Here is a 17,791-nt window from a genome sequence, read left to right as displayed (position 1 = left end):
CAGCTCTCTTTATATTTTACGGAATATAGCTAAGTGAGGTGCTTAAATACCTCAATATAACCGATAATACAATTGGATATTACCATCTAAAGAGGTGCTTAAAACCATCACACGCAAGTCTGCCTCTTACTCTTTTACTTTACAAAGACAAAACCCTGATTTTTACAGCACCAATCACCTGAAAAACTATGTTTTAAAAACGCTCTCATTATCCCAAGTTATTCAACATAACTTTTCATTATTCTCCCTACAAGAAAGCATCCTTCCCAATTATCTGTAACTTCAGCTAATATTTTAACTGATTCCTCAAAGTTTATTTAACCTATTATCCCCTTTATAAATTCATTCCATAATTACAAGTTGCTCTATGCAACGTATCATTTTTAAAATTTCGTGCAGCTCATCCTATGATACCAACCCCTCAATATATAATTTAATATAACATTTATATATTTTAAGCTACTCCTTTACTTCAATCAATATCGCAAACACATAATGCTCTCTGTCGCACATTTACAAAGTATGAACATCTAAGATAAATAAAGTAAAAAATGAAAAGCAATTATTGCCTTAATCCTAGCTCTTATGATTTTCAGCAATGTACAATAATAGTGAAATTAGAAAAAATATTCTTGAAGGGCGCTGATTGCACGTTGGTTATTTTTATATCTTTAAATACCGCCCTCCTTAAAAATATAATTTCACTCTTGATTTACCTAAAATTCCTTAATGCAAGCCACTTTCAAAGTAATTTTAACTGCCATCTTATGGATTTTTTATCCCGACCCTATGTCCTTTTAAATGAATAGCCTCACCTATCCACACCACCACCTAAAAACGGTATGACAACTCATCAATACCACAATGCTGATAAAAAGATCTATCTTTATCAAAATGATTACATAAATAATGCTTTCATTAAATTTCTCATAATTTCCTGAAAACAAACTGCTTCTCTTATAAAGAAATTACTCGACACTTTTTCATGTATAAAAAGAAAGTCTCTTCTCACTATTATTATACAGAAATCTATCAACAAATTCTATCATAATATCAATACGTTCAGTACTCAATACTAATGTAGCACCGCACAAACTTCTTCCTTCATTGAGAAAAGCCATTTCCCCAATTCTACCTTTTTTGTATATCTTCTACATTTATTATAGTATCAACGCAAAAAGGGAAAGATCAGATTCTATCTTTCCCTTTTAATACTTATAAAAACAACTACAACTCAATGAAATCCTGTTGATTTCTAGAGAGTGTTATAGATTACTCTGCTGCCTCTACCATAGGAATGACTGAAACATAGGAACGATTACCCGCTTTGCGTTGAAAAGAAACCTTTCCATTTGATAATGCAAAAAGCGTATGGTCTTTTCCAATGCCGACATTGTTGCCAGGATGCCAACGTGTACCACGCTGGCGAATAATAATATTTCCGGCAATAACGGTTTCACCACCAAATTTTTTAACGCCTAGACGTTTCGATTCTGAATCGCGACCATTACGCGAGGAACCACCAGCTTTTTTATGTGCCATAGACGCTCTCCTTTAATCTTTCTTACTCTTTGATGCTACAGACGCTTTCTTCTGCAACGCAGTCTTTTTTTCAGCTGTTTTTTTAGCCGCCTTCTCAGCAGAAGCAGCAGCTTTTGTTTCTTTTGGTGCAGTTGCTTCTTCTTTTATCGGTTTCGCAGCTGCTTTTTTAGGTTTTGAACCACCCATTAAAATTTCTAAAACACGCAGCTTCGTAAATTCTTGACGATGACCACGTGTGCGTTTAGAATTTTGACGACGGCGCTTCTTAAATGCGATAACCTTGCGCCCACGTGCCTGTTCTATAATCTCAGCTGTCACTAATGCATCAGCAACGACAGGGGTACCAATAACCGCATTACCTTCTTGCCCAACCATCAATATGTCATTGAATTCAACAACATCACCCGCATTTCCACTAACTTTTTCAACTTTAACCACTTGATTAGCAACAATGCGGTATTGCTTACCACCAGTTTTAATGACTGCGAACATTTTTTATCCTTCCGTTCACTCCAGCTCTTATTTAATTTCTGCCTTGAAATAAGGGAAAATAGGCTGCTTTTTATCAGTCGTAATAGATTTTAAAGAAGGATAAAACCTTCTTCAACACAAATATGCGCAGATTTCCCCACGCTCATATTCTGTATATATGAAGGAATTTCTATTCTCTGTCAATAAAGTCCCATAAAAAAGAAAAAAAGGTTGTACCAAAAACAATTGAAGGTTATCTACCCCTTATACACTCAAATAGTGCTAATTTTTGTTTCACTTTATTATGGAGAGATGGCTGAGTGGTTGAAAGCACCGCACTCGAAATGCGGCATAGGGGTAACTCTATCGAGGGTTCAAATCCCTCTCTCTCCGCCAAAATTTATAAAGCGATATTATTAAAGTGTCTTTAATCGTAACTTGCCGATGGATTCTGTATATTTTTCTTAGTATAGCTTGTCAGTAGGTTTTGTACCAATCCATTTTCAAAAGGTCCTTAAACCCATTCAAAGCTCTTTATCGTTATCGTTTTTGCGAATAAATTCTCATTTTTACATTTTTTGCACTTTTTTGATTTTCTGTTACATAAATCTAGTTCAGATAATAAAAGAATGCATAGTAAAATTGAAGAATTATCTCATATTTCTCTTTCATTCTACTTTTGCTTAGTTAGTACAAAACCTACTGACAAGCTATATTTATTTTGCACGTCTTGCTTGAATATGTGCTAGCAACCCTAATGTTGAACTATCGCGATTATCCGCTTTACTTTCTCCACGAAGAATTGGTAGTAACTCGTTTGCTAACTCTTTACCAAGTTCAACGCCCCATTGATCAAATGAATTAATATTCATTAAAATCCCTTCAACAAAAATACGATGTTCATAAAGCGCAATAAGACGACCAAGTGCAAAAGGTGTTAATAAATCTTGAACCAGCGTAATGCTGGGACGGTTTCCTTTAAAACTTTTATGAAGTGCTAAATGATCTGCTTCAGCCTCATCAACTCCATTTTTTATCAAGATATGCCGTGCATCTTCAATACTACGCCCCTTCATCAAGGCTTTTGATTGTGCTAAACCGTTTGCTAGCAACATCTCATACATAGAATGTAAATTTTTCTCATGCCCTTTTGTAAATAAAATAAATTCTACAGGAATAATATCTGTTCCTTGATGCAGAAGCTGAAAAAAAGCATGTTGACTATTTGTTCCTGAATCCCCCCAAACAATCGGACCACTTGAAAAACTTAATGGTTTTCCATCCAGCGAAACTTGCTTACCATTTGATTCCATATCAAGCTGTTGTAAATAAGCTGGAAAATGTATTAAACGCTGTGCATAAGGAATAATAGAACGTGATGAATAACCACAAATAACACGATGCCAGAATCCTAAAAGAGCAAAACGAATAGGAATATTTTTATGTAAAGGCATAGTTTTAAAATGCTGGTCCATTTGCAAAGCACCATTGAGAAATTGGCGAAAATTTCCACAACCTATTGCAAACATAACAACAAGTCCAATAGCTGACCAAATTGAATAACGTCCTCCAACCCAATTCCAAAATTTAAAAACTCTTGTGGAATCTATGCCAAATTCTGCCACTTTATCAAGCGCACTTGAAACGGCAACAAAATGCCTACAAACGGCTTCTTCTCCTAAATGTGAACAAATCCACTGACGTGCAACTTGAGCATTTACCATTGTTTCAGCCGTTGTAAAGGTTTTAGAAGCAATGATAAAAAGCGTTGTGGCTGGATTCAAAATAGAGAGAGTATCAGAAATATGGGCACTGTCAGCGTTAGAAACAAAATGACACTGTGGACCATCATGATAAGGTTTTAAAGCATATGTGACCATTGCAGGGCCAAGATCAGAACCACCAATACCAATATTGACAATATCACTTATTCTCTCACCACTGTTTCCCTTATAGCTACCATCCCGCACCTTTTCAGAAAATCTTTCCATATCTTCAAGAACGTCTTGAATATCACGAATAAGATTATGACCATCTAACATGAAAATTTCATCAGCAGGTAAACGTAATGCAATATGAAGAACTGAGCGTTTTTCAGTTGTATTAATCGCCTTACCAGAAAACATTGCATCACGCCAGCCTAACACATCTGCTGCGACAGCTAACTCATCTAGAAGTTGCAATGTTTTAAATGTCACACCACATTTTGAAAAATCAAAAAGAAAATCATCAAGTCTGAGGGAAAAATGGGAAAACCGCTGTTCATCTTCTACAAAATGCCGACGAATATCATAGACCCCATCCTTTGCGGCATGGTTTCTTAAAGCCTTTAATGTGGCTTCAAAAGCCCTTTCATTTCGAATCGAAAAGCTATCTCCCATAAGCTTATCCTATACGATTATTGATAATGAAATCTATGCTCAAACAATAACAAAGCAGAAAGCACCTCCTTTATTGCTCGCTATTTTCACTGCTCACATAAAAATAAAGGAATATACAAAATAAAAGGATAAGATCCGAAAATGATATTTTTACAAGAATAAACTTTCAAATCTTTTCTATCAGATACATCATTTAACTTGATTGAGTTCTTTTGTTAAGCGTAAATCTTCTTCTGCTTTTGGTCTTATAAAACGCCCCAAAAAAAGATAAACAACCGGTGTGACATAAAGCGTAAAAATAGTTGCTAAACCTAAACCACCAACGATAACCCAACCTAAAGCTATACGAGCTTCTGCACCAGCACCTTTGGCTAAAACCAAAGGAATACCTCCTAAAATGGCACAAATCATTGTCATACAAACTGGACGAAGTCGAATATTTGCTGCTTCTTCTACGGCTTCACGCACGTTTCTTCCCTGATCCCGTAATTGATCTGCAAATTCAACAATGAGAATACCATTTTTTGCCATAACACCAATTAATAAAATTAATCCAATTTGGCTGTAAATATTAAGACTCACACCACTTAATAACATAGCAATTACAGCACAACCAATCCCTAATGGAACCGTGGCCATGATAATAAACCCTGAAATAAAGCTTTCAAACTGAGCAGCCAAAATCAATAAAATAATCAAAAAGGCAATGCCAAAAACAATCATAAAATTAGAAGATGTTTCATTAAGCGTTTCAGCTTCCCCTAAGGGAACTACGTAGATTCCTTTCGATAACAAAGGAGAAGAAATTTTCTGTACAGTTTGGTAAGCTTCCCCTAAAGCGATACCTGGAGCAAGATTTGCGCTTAAAATAACAGCGCTCATGTGTTTCTCCCGTTTTAATTGGGGAGCGATAGCTTTTTCATGTAAATGCGCGATAACCGATAAAGGGACATATCGATTGTCTTTAGTCTTTAAGAAAATATTTTCTAAATCACTAGGACTCTTCATAGGATTTTTACGCGATATCAATTTAACATCGTAAGAATGATCATCCACGTTAATGGAACCAATCTTTTTACCATCCAACATTGCTTGTAATGTATCGCCCAAATTGGTGATATCAATCCCTAAATCGGAGGCTTTTTTTCGATTGATTTCAATAAAAAACTGTGGTTGTGTTGCGTCAACAGTAAGACGTGGACGAATAAAACGCCGATCATCTTGTAAAGCACTCACCAGCTTATCAGCAATGGGTTGTAGTGTTGCGTAATCATTACCAAGAATTGCAAACTGTAACCCTTGCCCAGTTCCTCTCACTCCTAGAGAATTTCCCTGCGCAGCAAACACAAAAACTGCCGGAAACTGTCTAACCTTTGCATTAACATCCTTCACAATTTCTTGCTGACTACGTAAACGTTCATCCCAAGATGAAAGCAATAAAACTAAAAAAGCAGTATTGGGTGAACCACCAATACCCGCGATAGAGTAACTGTTAGCAATCTCCCCTGCATCACGTAATGGCTGTAGACTTGCTTCAATTTTCTCTACCTGCTCGTTCAAATATTGTGTTGAAATACCTTGTGGTCCATTAATGACCAAAAAGATAAGAGCTCTATCTTCTGCTGGGGTTAATTCCTGTTGCAGCTTCATATAGCCTCCAACACAAAGACACGCAAAAATAAGTGAAGCAAAAACAACAGACCAAGGCTTTTCTAAACACTTATGCAAACTGTAAGTATATGCCTTATGAAAAAAAGTACCTAATTTATATAAAAAAGTAAAATGATGGGCCTTTTCTTCTTTCTCCTCAATATGTTCTTTGAGAAAACGTGAAGCCAACATGGGACAAAGCGTTAAAGCAACAATTGAAGAAAGCAAAATAGAAATTGCCAAAACAAAACCAAATTCTCTAAAAAGCCCTCCAACTTGCCCAGGAAGAAAGGAAATAGGAACAAATACAGCCACTAAAGTCAATGTTGTTGCAACAACAGCAAAAAAAACTTCACGTGTTCCTATCACCGCTGCAGCTCTAGAACCTAACCCCATATTGCGCCATCGAACAATATTTTCCAGAACAACAATGGCATCATCCACAACAAGCCCTGTTGCTAAAACAAGTCCTAAAAATGTGAGAATATTCAATGAAAACCCTACAAGATAAATAGCTGCAATGGTACCAATCAAAGCAACAGGAAGAGATAAAGCAGGTATCAGTGTTACACGAATGTCTCTGAGAAAAAGAAAAATGACTAAGATAACACTCAAAATAGCAATGACCAACGCAACCTCAACCTCATGAAGGGCACTTTTAATAAAAATTGCATCGTCATTAATAACGTCTATATGCACAGAAGAAGGAACAGTACTTTTGAGATTATCAACAACGGCTCTTACACCTTGAGAAATATTAAGAGTATTGGACTGCGCTTTACGCACAATACCTAATCCAATACCTGTCTTTCCATTGATACGAAGAATAACCGTTTCTATATCCGGCGATAAAGTAACATGCGCAACATCACCAAGATGCACATGAGGCTTTAAAACAACTTGTTCAAAAGATTCTGGTGTTGTTAAACGTGCAGTAGCACGGACAACTAAAGTTTGCTTAGAATTGCGAAATGATCCTACTGGCACATCCGTTGTCATATCAGCAAGAACACGTGAAATATCTGCTACAGTTAATCCATAACTTGCAAGTTTTGCTTGATCTATATCAATCTGAAAAATCTTTGTGCGAGCACTATCAACCTGTACATCACCTACACCATCAACAGCAGAAATTGCATCAACAATCTGATCGTTTACAATCGTTGTTAAATCATCAATACTCATTGTTGGTGATGTCACAACCAAATACATCATGGCAGCAGCATTCGAATCTGCTTTAATGATCAAAGGAGAATCTGCATTTTTTGGTAAAGAATAAGCAATACGAGACAGAGCATCACGAATATCAGATGCCGCTACATTCAAATCAACTCCGACATTAAAATTAATCTGCACACGAGAGCGTCCAAAAGAAGATGTTGAAGAAATCGTCTTAACACCTGAAACACGAGAAACAGCATCTTCTATAACTTTTGTTACTTCACGATCAATGGTTTCTGCTGACGCACCAGAAAACATCGTCACAATCGTTGTTACTGGAGTATCAACATCGGGTAATTCTCTTACATCAACATTCAACCATGCTGCAAATCCTGCAATGATGATCATAGCATTTAAAACAAAAGTAAAAACTGGTCTGCGAATAAATAAGGCAATGAGACCACCTTGCTCCACCTTTGACATAGGCTGTTTTGTGCTTAATTCTTGGCTCATTGTATATCCGTTCCATAAACTGCTGATAATTGCTGTTGATGGAACTTTGGATCATCAATAGTTACTTTACTTCCTGGATAAAGCATTTGCACCCCTTGAATGACAACTTGATCACCATTTTCTAGGGGAGCTTTCACGAAAACCTGATCCGCTTTATGCTGAATAATTGATACGGGAATAGACTCTACTTTTCCTTCTCTCACACGCCAAACGAATGACCCTTTACTATTCCATTGAACCGCAAGAGGATTAACGACAGGAAAAGAACCACCATGAAATTGCAATACAACAGAAAAAGACATACCAGACATGAGCGTATCTTTTTCATTATTGATTTCAACCTGAGTATGAAGCGTACGACTTTCTGGATCAACAATATTATCAACCGCATAAATATGACCAACAAAAGATTTATCTGGCTGCGCGGTTAATGTTGCCGTTACCTCATCTCCTTTATGGATGCGCGACACATACCGTTCAGGGGCCCATATATCGACCAAAATACGTTCTCTATTCTCAATACGGCCTATTACAGTATTAAGAGTCACATTATTCCCCACATCAACGGGCAAAATACCAACAACTCCAGAAATCGGTGCACGAATTGTTCGCCGATCGAGATCTAATTCAGCATTACGCAAAACTAAATTTGCGTTATCCAACTCTAAGCGTGCCGTAATTTCTTGAACTTCCGTTGCTGTATTGCTGTCCCGTAATTTAAGAATGCGCGAAAGCGTTAACGCATTATTATCACGTTGTACTTTTGCTTTTGCAACCGCTACTTCCTCTTTTTTAGAATCAAGCTTTGCAATCACATCATCGACTTGTACTTTTGTACCAGCTGATACAAAAAGCTTATCAATGACACCTGAGGATAAAGGGGTAAGCTCGACTTCTGCAAGAGCTTTTCCACTCCCAAGAACGTTAAGCTGTTCATAAAAATCTTGATTTTTTACAAGATCAACGACAACATTCACCGGTGGTCTTCCCATTTTTTCCTTTGAAGCTTTATACGATACTCTTGTTTTATCCACCATAGAAATGGGATGTTCTACACTCTTTTTTCCAGTCCAATAAGTAACCGTTAAAACGACGATTAAAAACACCAATGGAAAGCTCTTTTTTAATAACACCATACATCCACCCTTGCTGTGTCATGTTCATCTGAAATAGTTTTCAACAGTAATATCGGCGTTTTACACAAAAAACAAACAGTGGGTGCACATATCTCACCCCCCACCGCAAAAAACACATCTCATCTCTGCTTGACTATCTTTCATAGATTAAAACGTCAAGTTAACTATCGTTCATATTGCTTTGTACGATCACAACAAAAAAATGATCATATCAAAACCAACTGAAACCATAATATATTATATCCTTTTTTAAAATATCTTATAAAAAAGAGAGATTTTTTTTATGACACCCCAAGTTTCACTTGCATTTCTTTAATGAAACGATTAGGAACCCTTTGTCTTAGACAATTTAAAAATTTTTGCACCCGTAGCTCAGCTGGATAGAGCACCAGACTACGAATCTGGGGGTCAGGAGTTCGAATCTCTTCGGGTGCGCCATCTATCAATATAATACCTTCCTTATTAAATTCAGGCGCTTTAAATTCTTTATTTTCTGATATTTTTACCCATCTTTGATTTTTTTGTATTTTGTTATTTCGTTCTGTTGTGAGTCGTTTCTTTAACCATTTTGCTAGAATGAGATGTTATAAGTCCTTCAATTCAGCCCCAAGGCGCTTTTATTAGCTAATAATCGTAGCGATTGCATGAGTAGCGTGTGCTCTTGATTTTCTTTTTTCAATCTATGCGCTTGTTTTTGGTCTCTTCCAGATTATACGCTTTAATCAGTTAGATAATTTTTATGTGCTTATTTCTAACTTTTCCACAACTGGATGCTTCTGAATATTTTATTTCTGACAGTTTCATCTTAAGAGGGACTTCAAATGTCCCATCATAAATTCTGGTTTACCACCATGTAAAACTTTTTCAAAGTGTTATTGGAAAATAACAAATAAACTACTTCTCAAACGTACCACCATAACACTTATGATATCCATTAATATCATCAGCATTTTGTTGCAAACCAAAGCTTTTTTCGAAATGTTTTTAATTGAATTAAACATATTTTTACTGCTTAAAAGAAAAGAGATTCTTTTTCCTAAAAAACAATAAAACTCTTCTTGTGCTTCTTTAACATTAGCTCTTGCACAACATATCATCGACTTCTATGATATCTTAATACTTTCTGTTCTCTATGAATTCTTCTAATTAATCCATGGGGTACAGATCCCAAACATTAATAAAAGCTCAGTTTAAAGAATTTTTCTATGCCTAAAACAGATATTGAAATTGCTCGCACTGCTCAAAAAAAACACATCACTGAAATTGCGCAAAAAATTGGTATTGCACATGAAAATCTCATTCCTTATGGAAATGACAAAGCTAAAATTTCTTCTGCATATATAAAATCACTGAATAAAAATCCAGATGGTAAACTTATCCTCGTCACCGCAATCAATCCAACGCCTGCTGGAGAAGGAAAAACAACGACAACTGTTGGACTAAATGATGCACTCAATCTCATTGGAAAAAAAACAATAGCTGCCTTGAGAGAACCATCTTTAGGCCCCTGTTTTGGTATAAAAGGTGGTGCTGCTGGAGGTGGTTATGCCCAAATCGTACCGATGGATGACCTTAACTTACATTTTACTGGCGATTTCCATGCCATTACTGCCGCTCATAATCTTCTTGCTGCAATGATAGATAACCATATTTACTGGGGTAATGCTCTAAATATTGATTCACGCCGCATCGTTTGGAAACGAGTCCTTGACATGAATGACCGTGCATTGCGCGATATCGTCATTTCATTGGGCGGGATAACCAATGGTTTTCCACGTCAAACAGGTTTTGATATTACTGTTGCATCAGAAATTATGGCTATTTTTTGTCTTGCCGAAAATCTAGAAAATCTTACGCAAAGACTCAAAAAAATTATTATTGCCTATCGTTATGATAAAACGCCCGTGACAGCTGCTGATCTCAACGCAGAAGGTGCAATGACAGTTCTTCTTAAAGATGCTATGCAACCTAATCTTGTACAAACAATTGAAAATAACCCTGTTCTTGTCCACGGAGGACCTTTTGCCAACATTGCTCACGGCTGTAATTCAGTTGTAGCAACAAAAACTGCCTTAAAACTCGCCGATTATGTTGTCACAGAAGCAGGATTTGGAGCAGATCTTGGAGCAGAGAAATTCTTCAACATTAAATGTCGACAAGCAGGCATTGCACCAAATGCTACAGTGATTGTCGCAACAATTCGCGCATTAAAAATGAATGGTGGTGTGGATAAAAATAATCTCAAAGAAGAGAATATTACCGCTTTACAAAAGGGAGCTGCCAATCTTTTACGACATATTAAAAACATGGAGCACTACGATATCCCTTGTGTTGTGGCTATCAATCATTTTGACAGCGATAGCGATGCTGAAATAAAAACATTACAAAAAATAGTTGCAACAACTGGGCATAAAGCTATTATCTGTAAACATTGGGAACAAGGTGGAAAAGGCGCCATAGAACTTGCACAAGAACTCGTTACCTTGATTGAAGAAAAACATTCTCATTTTAAAGTTTTATATCAAGATAATATTCCACTCGTTCAAAAAATTAATTGTATTATAACAAAGCTATACGGTGGACGTAGCGCCATCATCTCAGCTCCTATTCTCAAACAACTTGAATCTTGGGAAAAAGAAGGTTTTGGCGCCTACCCTATTTGTATGGCAAAAACACCTTATTCTTTTTCTTCTGATCCCAAGCAATATGGTGCTCCTGTTGATTTTGAAATTCCCGTACGAGAAGTTCGTCTCTGTGCGGGAGCCGGCTTTATTGTTGTCATTTGTGGAGATGTTATGACCATGCCGGGACTACCCCATTATCCCACGGCTGAAAAAATTCAGCTTGATAAAAATGATCAAATACAAGGACTTTCATAAATTTATAACTGTAAACTCTATCATTCATTATAAAAAGCGTTTTATTGCAAAAAGAATAGAATTTTAAAAAGCGATATAGACAAATATCTTATTTATATGATATAAGTGCTTGTCCTTTTGGATATGCCTTTAAAAGGACGTAGGTTTTTCCTATCATTTATGACACTGAAAAGAGCAGGATAGATAGTGCAAGTACTCGTTCGTGATAATAATGTTGACCAAGCGCTCCGTGCGTTGAAAAAAAAGATGCAGCGTGAAGGTATCTTCCGTGAAATGAAAATGCGTACTTATTATGAGAAGCCATCTGAGAGGCGTGCTCGTGAGAAAGCTGAGGCTATTCGGCGTACACGTAAGCTTGCTCGTAAGCGTGCGCAAAGAGAAGGTTTTGTTAGTAACGGACGAGCTGTTGCAGTGAAGTAATATACTTTATTATGTAATTACATAAGCAATAGAAACAAGCTTCCGGAAAATTTCATCCTCATAGGCGATTGCAATAAATTGTTTGTGTATGGTTTTCGTGTGCGATGTTAGTTATCTGAATAATAAGGTTTTTGTCATAGAATGGTTTTGTTTCATTCTTATATTTCAAAAAACAGATAACAAATTACACTTTAAGATATTTAAGCGACTTGTTCCTATGTGAATTGAGTGTAAGGTGTTTTATTATCACCTTTCGCTATAATTTTTCTCTTTCTTGATATCTCTTAAATAACTGTTTCTTATGTACAAATTTCTGATGATTTTCTTTTTTTCATTAAATATTCTACATCTTTCGAACATCCTAGGTCAGATTACAAAACAAAAATAACTATCACAATATGCGATTGTGTGTAAAAATATGATATCAAATGCATAATCCTCTTTCCCTTCAGTTATGTAACAAAATGATATAATTTTATAACTTTTTATATCTTTTGACTCTATCTCTCTAAAGGATGACGAATTTCAACCACTGCACTACAGATTCTTTTTTTTAACAAATTTCTTCTATACTGAGTTAGAGAAAAAAATTGACAATAAACAGAGAAAACACTGTATTTTAATATGGATGAATGTACCTTTTATTACCATTTTTGAGGAAAATATTTTTACAATTTAAATAACGAATTAAAGTTTTTAACGCCTTGATTTATCATCATAAGTAATCGTTTTTCATACTAAGTAATAATTCTGAATAACGTAAAGTTTCTCAACACCTTCTTATATTGAATCAATCAAGATTATTTTCTTGTACATAATAAGTAGGGTTAATATGCAAATAGAATAAAAGCTATTTAAGGAAAAAATAAAAATGCTTCCTATGAACGCCATAGATAATAAGAACTGCATAACATTGAGAGTTGGTAAATAGAATGCTGGAGCCAGCTTATCTACCATATGGATATGGATATGGATATGGATATGCATTATCATGGCATAAGATTATAGTATAGCAAATTTTATAAAATGGATCATTACGAAAAACTGTCCTGTTAAAATTAGCCCTTCATAAATCAATCTACTCTCTAATGTTTCTCATATTTTTGCGTTTAAATGTTTTATTTATCGTATTATTTTGTCCATTCAAAACTTCTTTTCAATCCACACGATAACCCTTTACTGAACAGCTCTTTGTTCATAATATGTATACATGTACTTTTACTTCGAAATACAAACTCAGAAAAGAGGTGCACAATACTTTAACCCTAATTTTCTGTACAAAAACTGCTATGGCCCAGCATACTTTACTGTTTTATCACGCGTACAGCTACACAAAAATCCAATGTTTATTTATATATATCCCCTCATAAACAAGCTAAGCACTAAGAAATACAAAGTTTTGTTTTCCTTATTTTGCTATTCTCGTAACAATTTTTTCATTGTTTAGATCTCTTTAACGAGCGATATGTCATAATTTTTATCTGTTTCTAGTCTTCTCTTTCAGATTTTAAATTTCCAATATATGACGAAATAAAGGAGTTCAGTGTGCAAAATTCTCGTTGGTTTCGCGTTTCAATACGTGCATCATGTATCTTAATAGCAACAGTCATTGTATTGGGTTCACCTCATTTGTTGCACGCACAAACATTTAATAACAATTTAGGGCCCAGTGGTTTACCACTTCCGCGATTTGCTTCGATTAAACCCACCAGCGTTAATGTACGCGTCGGACCAGGAAGCAATTATTCTATCATTTTTATCTACAAAAAGAAGGGCTTGCCTATTGAAATCATCCAAGAATATGATCAATGGCGCAAAATTCGTGATGCAGAAGGTGATGAGGGGTGGGTGTTTCAATCGCTTTTATCGGGAAAGCGAACCGCTATAACTATTCCGTGGCAAAAAGATAAAACAAAAAGGCTGATGCTACGAAAACAGCCCACCGACAACGCAGAACTTGTGGCGGAAGTAGAACCTAATGTCATTGGTAATATCCGCCAATGCGATGGACAATGGTGCGAACTAAACATTAATAATACGCGCGGATGGCTTCAGCAACCCCAGTTATGGGGGGTCTATCCTGATGAAAAAGTAAAAAGCTGGTGAACGCTCAAACTTTTCAAGTTTAATTTTTATTCCTCATTGCCTATCACAAGATTGATTTTTTGGTTTCAATCGCACGATCAAATCAACATGTGAAATTTCCATACCTTCTGGTGGCTTGGGCAAATTTCTAATAATGGGAGCTTCTTCCAAATTGTAAGGAATATCAAGAATACGATTTTCGCCTTCTATATAAAAATGGTAGTGATCAGAGGTATTGGTATCAAACCAAGTTTTTGATCCTTCTACGGCAATAATCCGTAACAATCCTGCTTCCGTAAATTGATGAAGCGTATTATAAACCGTTGCTAAAGATACAGGTACACCTGCCCTCACCGCTTCCTCATAGAGCTCTTCAGCAGTAATATGACGATTTCCTTGAGAAAAAATCATATGTGCAAGTTCCAACCGCTGACGTGTTGGACGCAGACCATTTTGACGCAAACGTTTTTCTAACATAGAAATGGAATAATACTGCTCAATTTTTCCACACTCTTTTGTGAACTGTTGCTCTTCATTCATATCTAAATTGTCTGCACTCACTGACATATTACAAACCCAAATATATTCCCGCTAAATAAGACCAAAATACGAAAAAATGGGAATAGTATGGTGTAATCTTGTATTTGATTTTTAAATAATTACCTATGTAGAATACATAAAAAAGGGCTTTTGTCATTAAAAATGATATAAAATCATTTCCCTCTCTTTAAAATTTGCTCTAAAAGTAGGTTGGGAAAAGCGCAGAAATAAAGATATATGCAAATAAATGGAGTAACAATGGCTGAACAAAAGTCTCGCTACACTTATGAAGAGCTTCTAAGCTGCGCTCGCGGCGAAATGTTTGGTAGAGGTAATGCGCAATTGCCAGCACCACCAATGTTGATGATTCATCGAATCACTCAAATTAGTGAAACTGATGGTAAATACGATAAAGGAATGGTTCGCGCCGAATTTGACATTACACCAGATCTGTGGTTCTTTAATTGTCACTTTATAGGTGATCCCGTCATGCCAGGATGTCTCGGATTGGATGGTATGTGGCAATTAACAGGTTTTTTTCTTGGTTGGCTAGGCGAACCAGGAAAAGGTAGAGCGATATCAACAGGTGAAGTAAAGTTATCAGGGATGGTAACTCCACAAACAAAAATTCTTGAATATGAAATAGATTTTAAGCGTATTCGACGTGGAAATTTAGTCTTAGGAATAGCTGATGGGTGGCTAAAAGCAGATGGAGAGACTATTTATAAGGCAAATGATTTACGCGTTGCTTTATTCAAAGAAGATTGAACGTTATTTCCATCAGAAAGAACTTTTTACTATTCTGTATGGAACGAGGAGGTGTGAATGCGTCGAGTTGTTGTAACCGGAATGGGAATTGTCTCCGCGATCGGAAATAACCCTGGAGCTGTTTTAGCCAGTTTACGTGAAGCAAAATCCGGAATTTCTTACGCACCTCAATATGCCGAATTAGGCTTTCGTAGCAGAGTTTACGGCAAACCCGATATTAATATAGAAGAACTCATAGATCGCCGTGCTCTACGTTTTCATGGGCGTGGAACAGCATGGAATCACATCGCCATGGATCAGGCAATTGCTGATGCGGGTCTAGAGCCGCATGAAGTATCGAATGAACACACGGGTATTATTATGGGCTCTGGAGGTGCTTCAACTCAGTCAATCGTTGAGGCTGCTGATATTACACGCCAAAAAGGTCCAAAACGTGTTGGACCTTTTATTGTCCCTAAAGCGATGAGCTCTACAGCATCTGCAACATTAGCAACTTTCTTTAAAATAAAGGGAATCAATTATTCAATCTCTTCAGCTTGTGCTACCTCCAATCATTGTATTGGTAATGCTTACGAAATGATTCAATATGGTAAACAGAAGCGCGTTTTTGCGGGTGGCTGCGAAGATTTGGATTGGACACTCTCTGTTTTATTCGATGCTATGGGCGCTATGTCCAGCAGATATAATGACATCCCTCACAAAGCTTCACGTGCTTATGATGTTAATCGTGATGGTTTTGTCATTGCTGGAGGAGCTGGCGTTTTAGTCCTTGAAGATTTAGAACTTGCTAAAGCACGTGGTGCAAAAATCTACGGAGAAATTGTTGGATACGGTGCGACATCCGATGGACATGATATGGTTGCCCCATCAGGAGAGGGAGCGGAACGGTGCATGCGCATGGCCCTTGTAACAGTCAATAATAAAATTGATTATATCAATCCCCATGCTACAGCAACTCCTGTTGGTGATCCTCCTGAAATAGAAGCTATCCGTCGTGTCTTTGGAGTAGGTGATCAATGCCCCCCTATTTCTGCTACCAAATCTCTAACAGGACATTCCTTGGGAGCAGCAGGTGTTCACGAAGCAATCTATACATTGTTAATGATGAATCATAATTTTATTTGTGAAAGTGCTCATATTGAAGAACTTGATCCAGCTTTTGCTGATATGCCAATCGTTCGTGAACGACGTGATCATCAACAACTGAATACCGTATTGTCAAATACTTTTGGCTTTGGCGGGACCAATGCAACGCTTGTTTTCCAACGCTATATATAAACAAAAGTTCTTAGTAATTGAAAAAAGTACAGGTCTTACGGAGAATAATATGAAAGGTTTGATGGAGGGCAAACGTGGCCTTATTATGGGAATTGCGAATGACCATTCAATTGCTTGGGGCATTGCCTGTCAGCTCGCACAAGCAGGAGCTGAATTAGCATTGACTTATCAAGGAAATGCTTTTGGAAAACGTGTTCAGCCTCTAGCAGATAAACTTGGCTGCAAATTAGTGCTAGAGTGTGATGTTGAAAAAATTAAAAATATTGACTACGTCTTTGAGCAACTTGAAAAAGAATGGAAAACTATTGATTTTATTGTCCATGCCATTGGTTTTTCAGATAAAACTCAGCTAAAAGGGCGTTACGTTGATGTTACAACACGTGAAAACTTTCAACGTACGATGGTTATTTCAGCGTATTCCTTTACTGAAATTGCCCAGCGCGCGGGTAAGCTTATGCCTAATGGAGGAACACTTTTAACTCTTACCTATGGTGCTTCACAGCAAGTTGTGCCTAATTATAACATCATGGGTGTTGCTAAAGCAGCTTTAGAAGCTATGGTCCGTTATTTAGCAGCGGACTTTGGTCCTCAAAATATCCGTGTTAATGCGATTTCCGCTGGCCCTGTTAGAACTTTAGCAGGTAATGGTATTGCAGCTGCACGTGCAATATTTTCACATCAACGCCGTAATGCCCCTTTACGGCGTACCGTAAAGATTCATGAAATTGGAAAATCTGCTCTTTATCTACTCTCTGACTTATCATCTGGTGTTACAGGTGAAATCCATTATGTTGATTCAGGCTATAACATCATGGCTATGCCAATACTTGAAGAACTGAAAAAAAGTGACGATGCTCAAGAAGGATAAAAACAATCATGTGCATAGTGATTTAGTCGGATATTGAGTATTTTCTCAAATATATAACGGTGTATTGACTTATAATAATATGACGTAAGGCACGTTGTA

12 protein-coding genes and 2 tRNA genes are annotated in these 17,791 nt (G+C 36.6%); 8 read left to right on the top strand and 6 right to left on the bottom strand.

The features are described 5' to 3' along the window. Positions 1-1,272: 1,272 nt before the first annotated feature. Positions 1,273-1,542 carry a 50S ribosomal protein L27 gene (rpmA, locus tag QHG57_RS02605; RefSeq protein ID WP_273723965.1) on the bottom strand — a complete coding sequence of 90 codons (270 nt, stop codon included), beginning with the start codon at positions 1,540-1,542 and terminating at the stop codon, positions 1,273-1,275. 12 nt (positions 1,543-1,554) lie between these two features. Next, positions 1,555-2,034, bottom strand: coding sequence for a 50S ribosomal protein L21 (rplU, locus tag QHG57_RS02600; protein WP_330169404.1), 480 nt, complete (start codon positions 2,032-2,034; stop codon positions 1,555-1,557). Positions 2,035-2,319: 285 nt separating this feature from the next. Between rplU and QHG57_RS02595 the strand changes: the two genes are divergently transcribed. Next, positions 2,320-2,409 (top strand) — tRNA-Ser (locus QHG57_RS02595). Between the two features lie 320 nt (positions 2,410-2,729). On the opposite strand, the gene pgi is transcribed toward QHG57_RS02595, so the two are convergent. The 3 genes from pgi to QHG57_RS02580 all read right to left on the bottom strand — a co-directional run bounded on the left by pgi (position 2,730) and on the right by QHG57_RS02580 (position 8,854). Then, complete coding sequence (gene pgi, locus QHG57_RS02590; protein ID WP_330168518.1) at positions 2,730-4,394, bottom strand: glucose-6-phosphate isomerase; 1,665 nt, start codon at positions 4,392-4,394, stop codon at positions 2,730-2,732. A gap of 189 nt (positions 4,395-4,583) precedes the next feature. After that, positions 4,584-7,718, bottom strand: a complete 3,135-nt coding sequence (locus tag QHG57_RS02585) for an efflux RND transporter permease subunit (RefSeq protein WP_330169403.1) — start codon at positions 7,716-7,718, stop codon at positions 4,584-4,586. Then, positions 7,715-8,854, bottom strand: a complete 1,140-nt coding sequence (locus tag QHG57_RS02580; protein WP_330168516.1) for an efflux RND transporter periplasmic adaptor subunit — start codon at positions 8,852-8,854, stop codon at positions 7,715-7,717. The genes QHG57_RS02585 and QHG57_RS02580 overlap by 4 nt, the downstream gene beginning before the upstream one ends. Before the next feature lie 361 nt (positions 8,855-9,215). Here QHG57_RS02580 and QHG57_RS02575 point away from each other — a divergent pair. From QHG57_RS02575 to QHG57_RS02560, 4 genes are all read left to right on the top strand, one after another. Continuing rightward, positions 9,216-9,292 (top strand) — tRNA-Arg (locus tag QHG57_RS02575). Between the two features lie 767 nt (positions 9,293-10,059). Next, positions 10,060-11,733 carry a formate--tetrahydrofolate ligase gene (locus QHG57_RS02570; protein ID WP_330168515.1) on the top strand — a complete coding sequence of 558 codons (1,674 nt, stop codon included), beginning with the start codon at positions 10,060-10,062 and terminating at the stop codon, positions 11,731-11,733. Between the two features lie 186 nt (positions 11,734-11,919). Further along, positions 11,920-12,153 (top strand): 30S ribosomal protein S21, encoded by a 234-nt coding sequence (rpsU, locus tag QHG57_RS02565; protein WP_330168514.1) that lies wholly within the window; start codon positions 11,920-11,922, stop codon positions 12,151-12,153. Between the two features lie 1,545 nt (positions 12,154-13,698). Further along, positions 13,699-14,259, top strand: coding sequence for an SH3 domain-containing protein (locus QHG57_RS02560; protein ID WP_330168513.1), 561 nt, complete (start codon positions 13,699-13,701; stop codon positions 14,257-14,259). 33 nt (positions 14,260-14,292) lie between these two features. Here the strand turns inward: QHG57_RS02560 and irrA are convergent, their stop codons facing one another. Further along, positions 14,293-14,805, bottom strand: a complete 513-nt coding sequence (irrA, locus tag QHG57_RS02555) for an iron response transcriptional regulator IrrA (RefSeq protein WP_330169402.1) — start codon at positions 14,803-14,805, stop codon at positions 14,293-14,295. Between the two features lie 231 nt (positions 14,806-15,036). Here irrA and fabA point away from each other — a divergent pair, with 231 nt between their 5' ends. From fabA to fabI, 3 genes are read left to right on the top strand one after another with little or no spacing between them, the layout of a single operon-like run. Continuing rightward, positions 15,037-15,546, top strand: a complete 510-nt coding sequence (fabA, locus tag QHG57_RS02550) for a 3-hydroxyacyl-[acyl-carrier-protein] dehydratase FabA (protein WP_012754549.1) — start codon at positions 15,037-15,039, stop codon at positions 15,544-15,546. 57 nt (positions 15,547-15,603) lie between these two features. After that, positions 15,604-16,824, top strand: coding sequence for a beta-ketoacyl-ACP synthase I (gene fabB, locus QHG57_RS02545; RefSeq protein ID WP_330168511.1), 1,221 nt, complete (start codon positions 15,604-15,606; stop codon positions 16,822-16,824). 49 nt (positions 16,825-16,873) lie between these two features. Then, the gene (fabI, locus tag QHG57_RS02540) at positions 16,874-17,692 is read left to right on the top strand and encodes an enoyl-ACP reductase FabI (RefSeq protein WP_330168510.1); all 819 of its coding nucleotides are present in this window, start codon (positions 16,874-16,876) and stop codon (positions 17,690-17,692) included. Positions 17,693-17,791 lie beyond the last annotated feature (99 nt).

This window comes from Bartonella grahamii subsp. shimonis (assembly GCF_036327415.1).
Classification (GTDB): domain Bacteria; phylum Pseudomonadota; class Alphaproteobacteria; order Rhizobiales; family Rhizobiaceae; genus Bartonella; species Bartonella shimonis.
The sequence above is the reverse complement of the archived record's forward strand: the minus strand, read 5'-3'. Positions and strand labels throughout refer to the sequence as shown.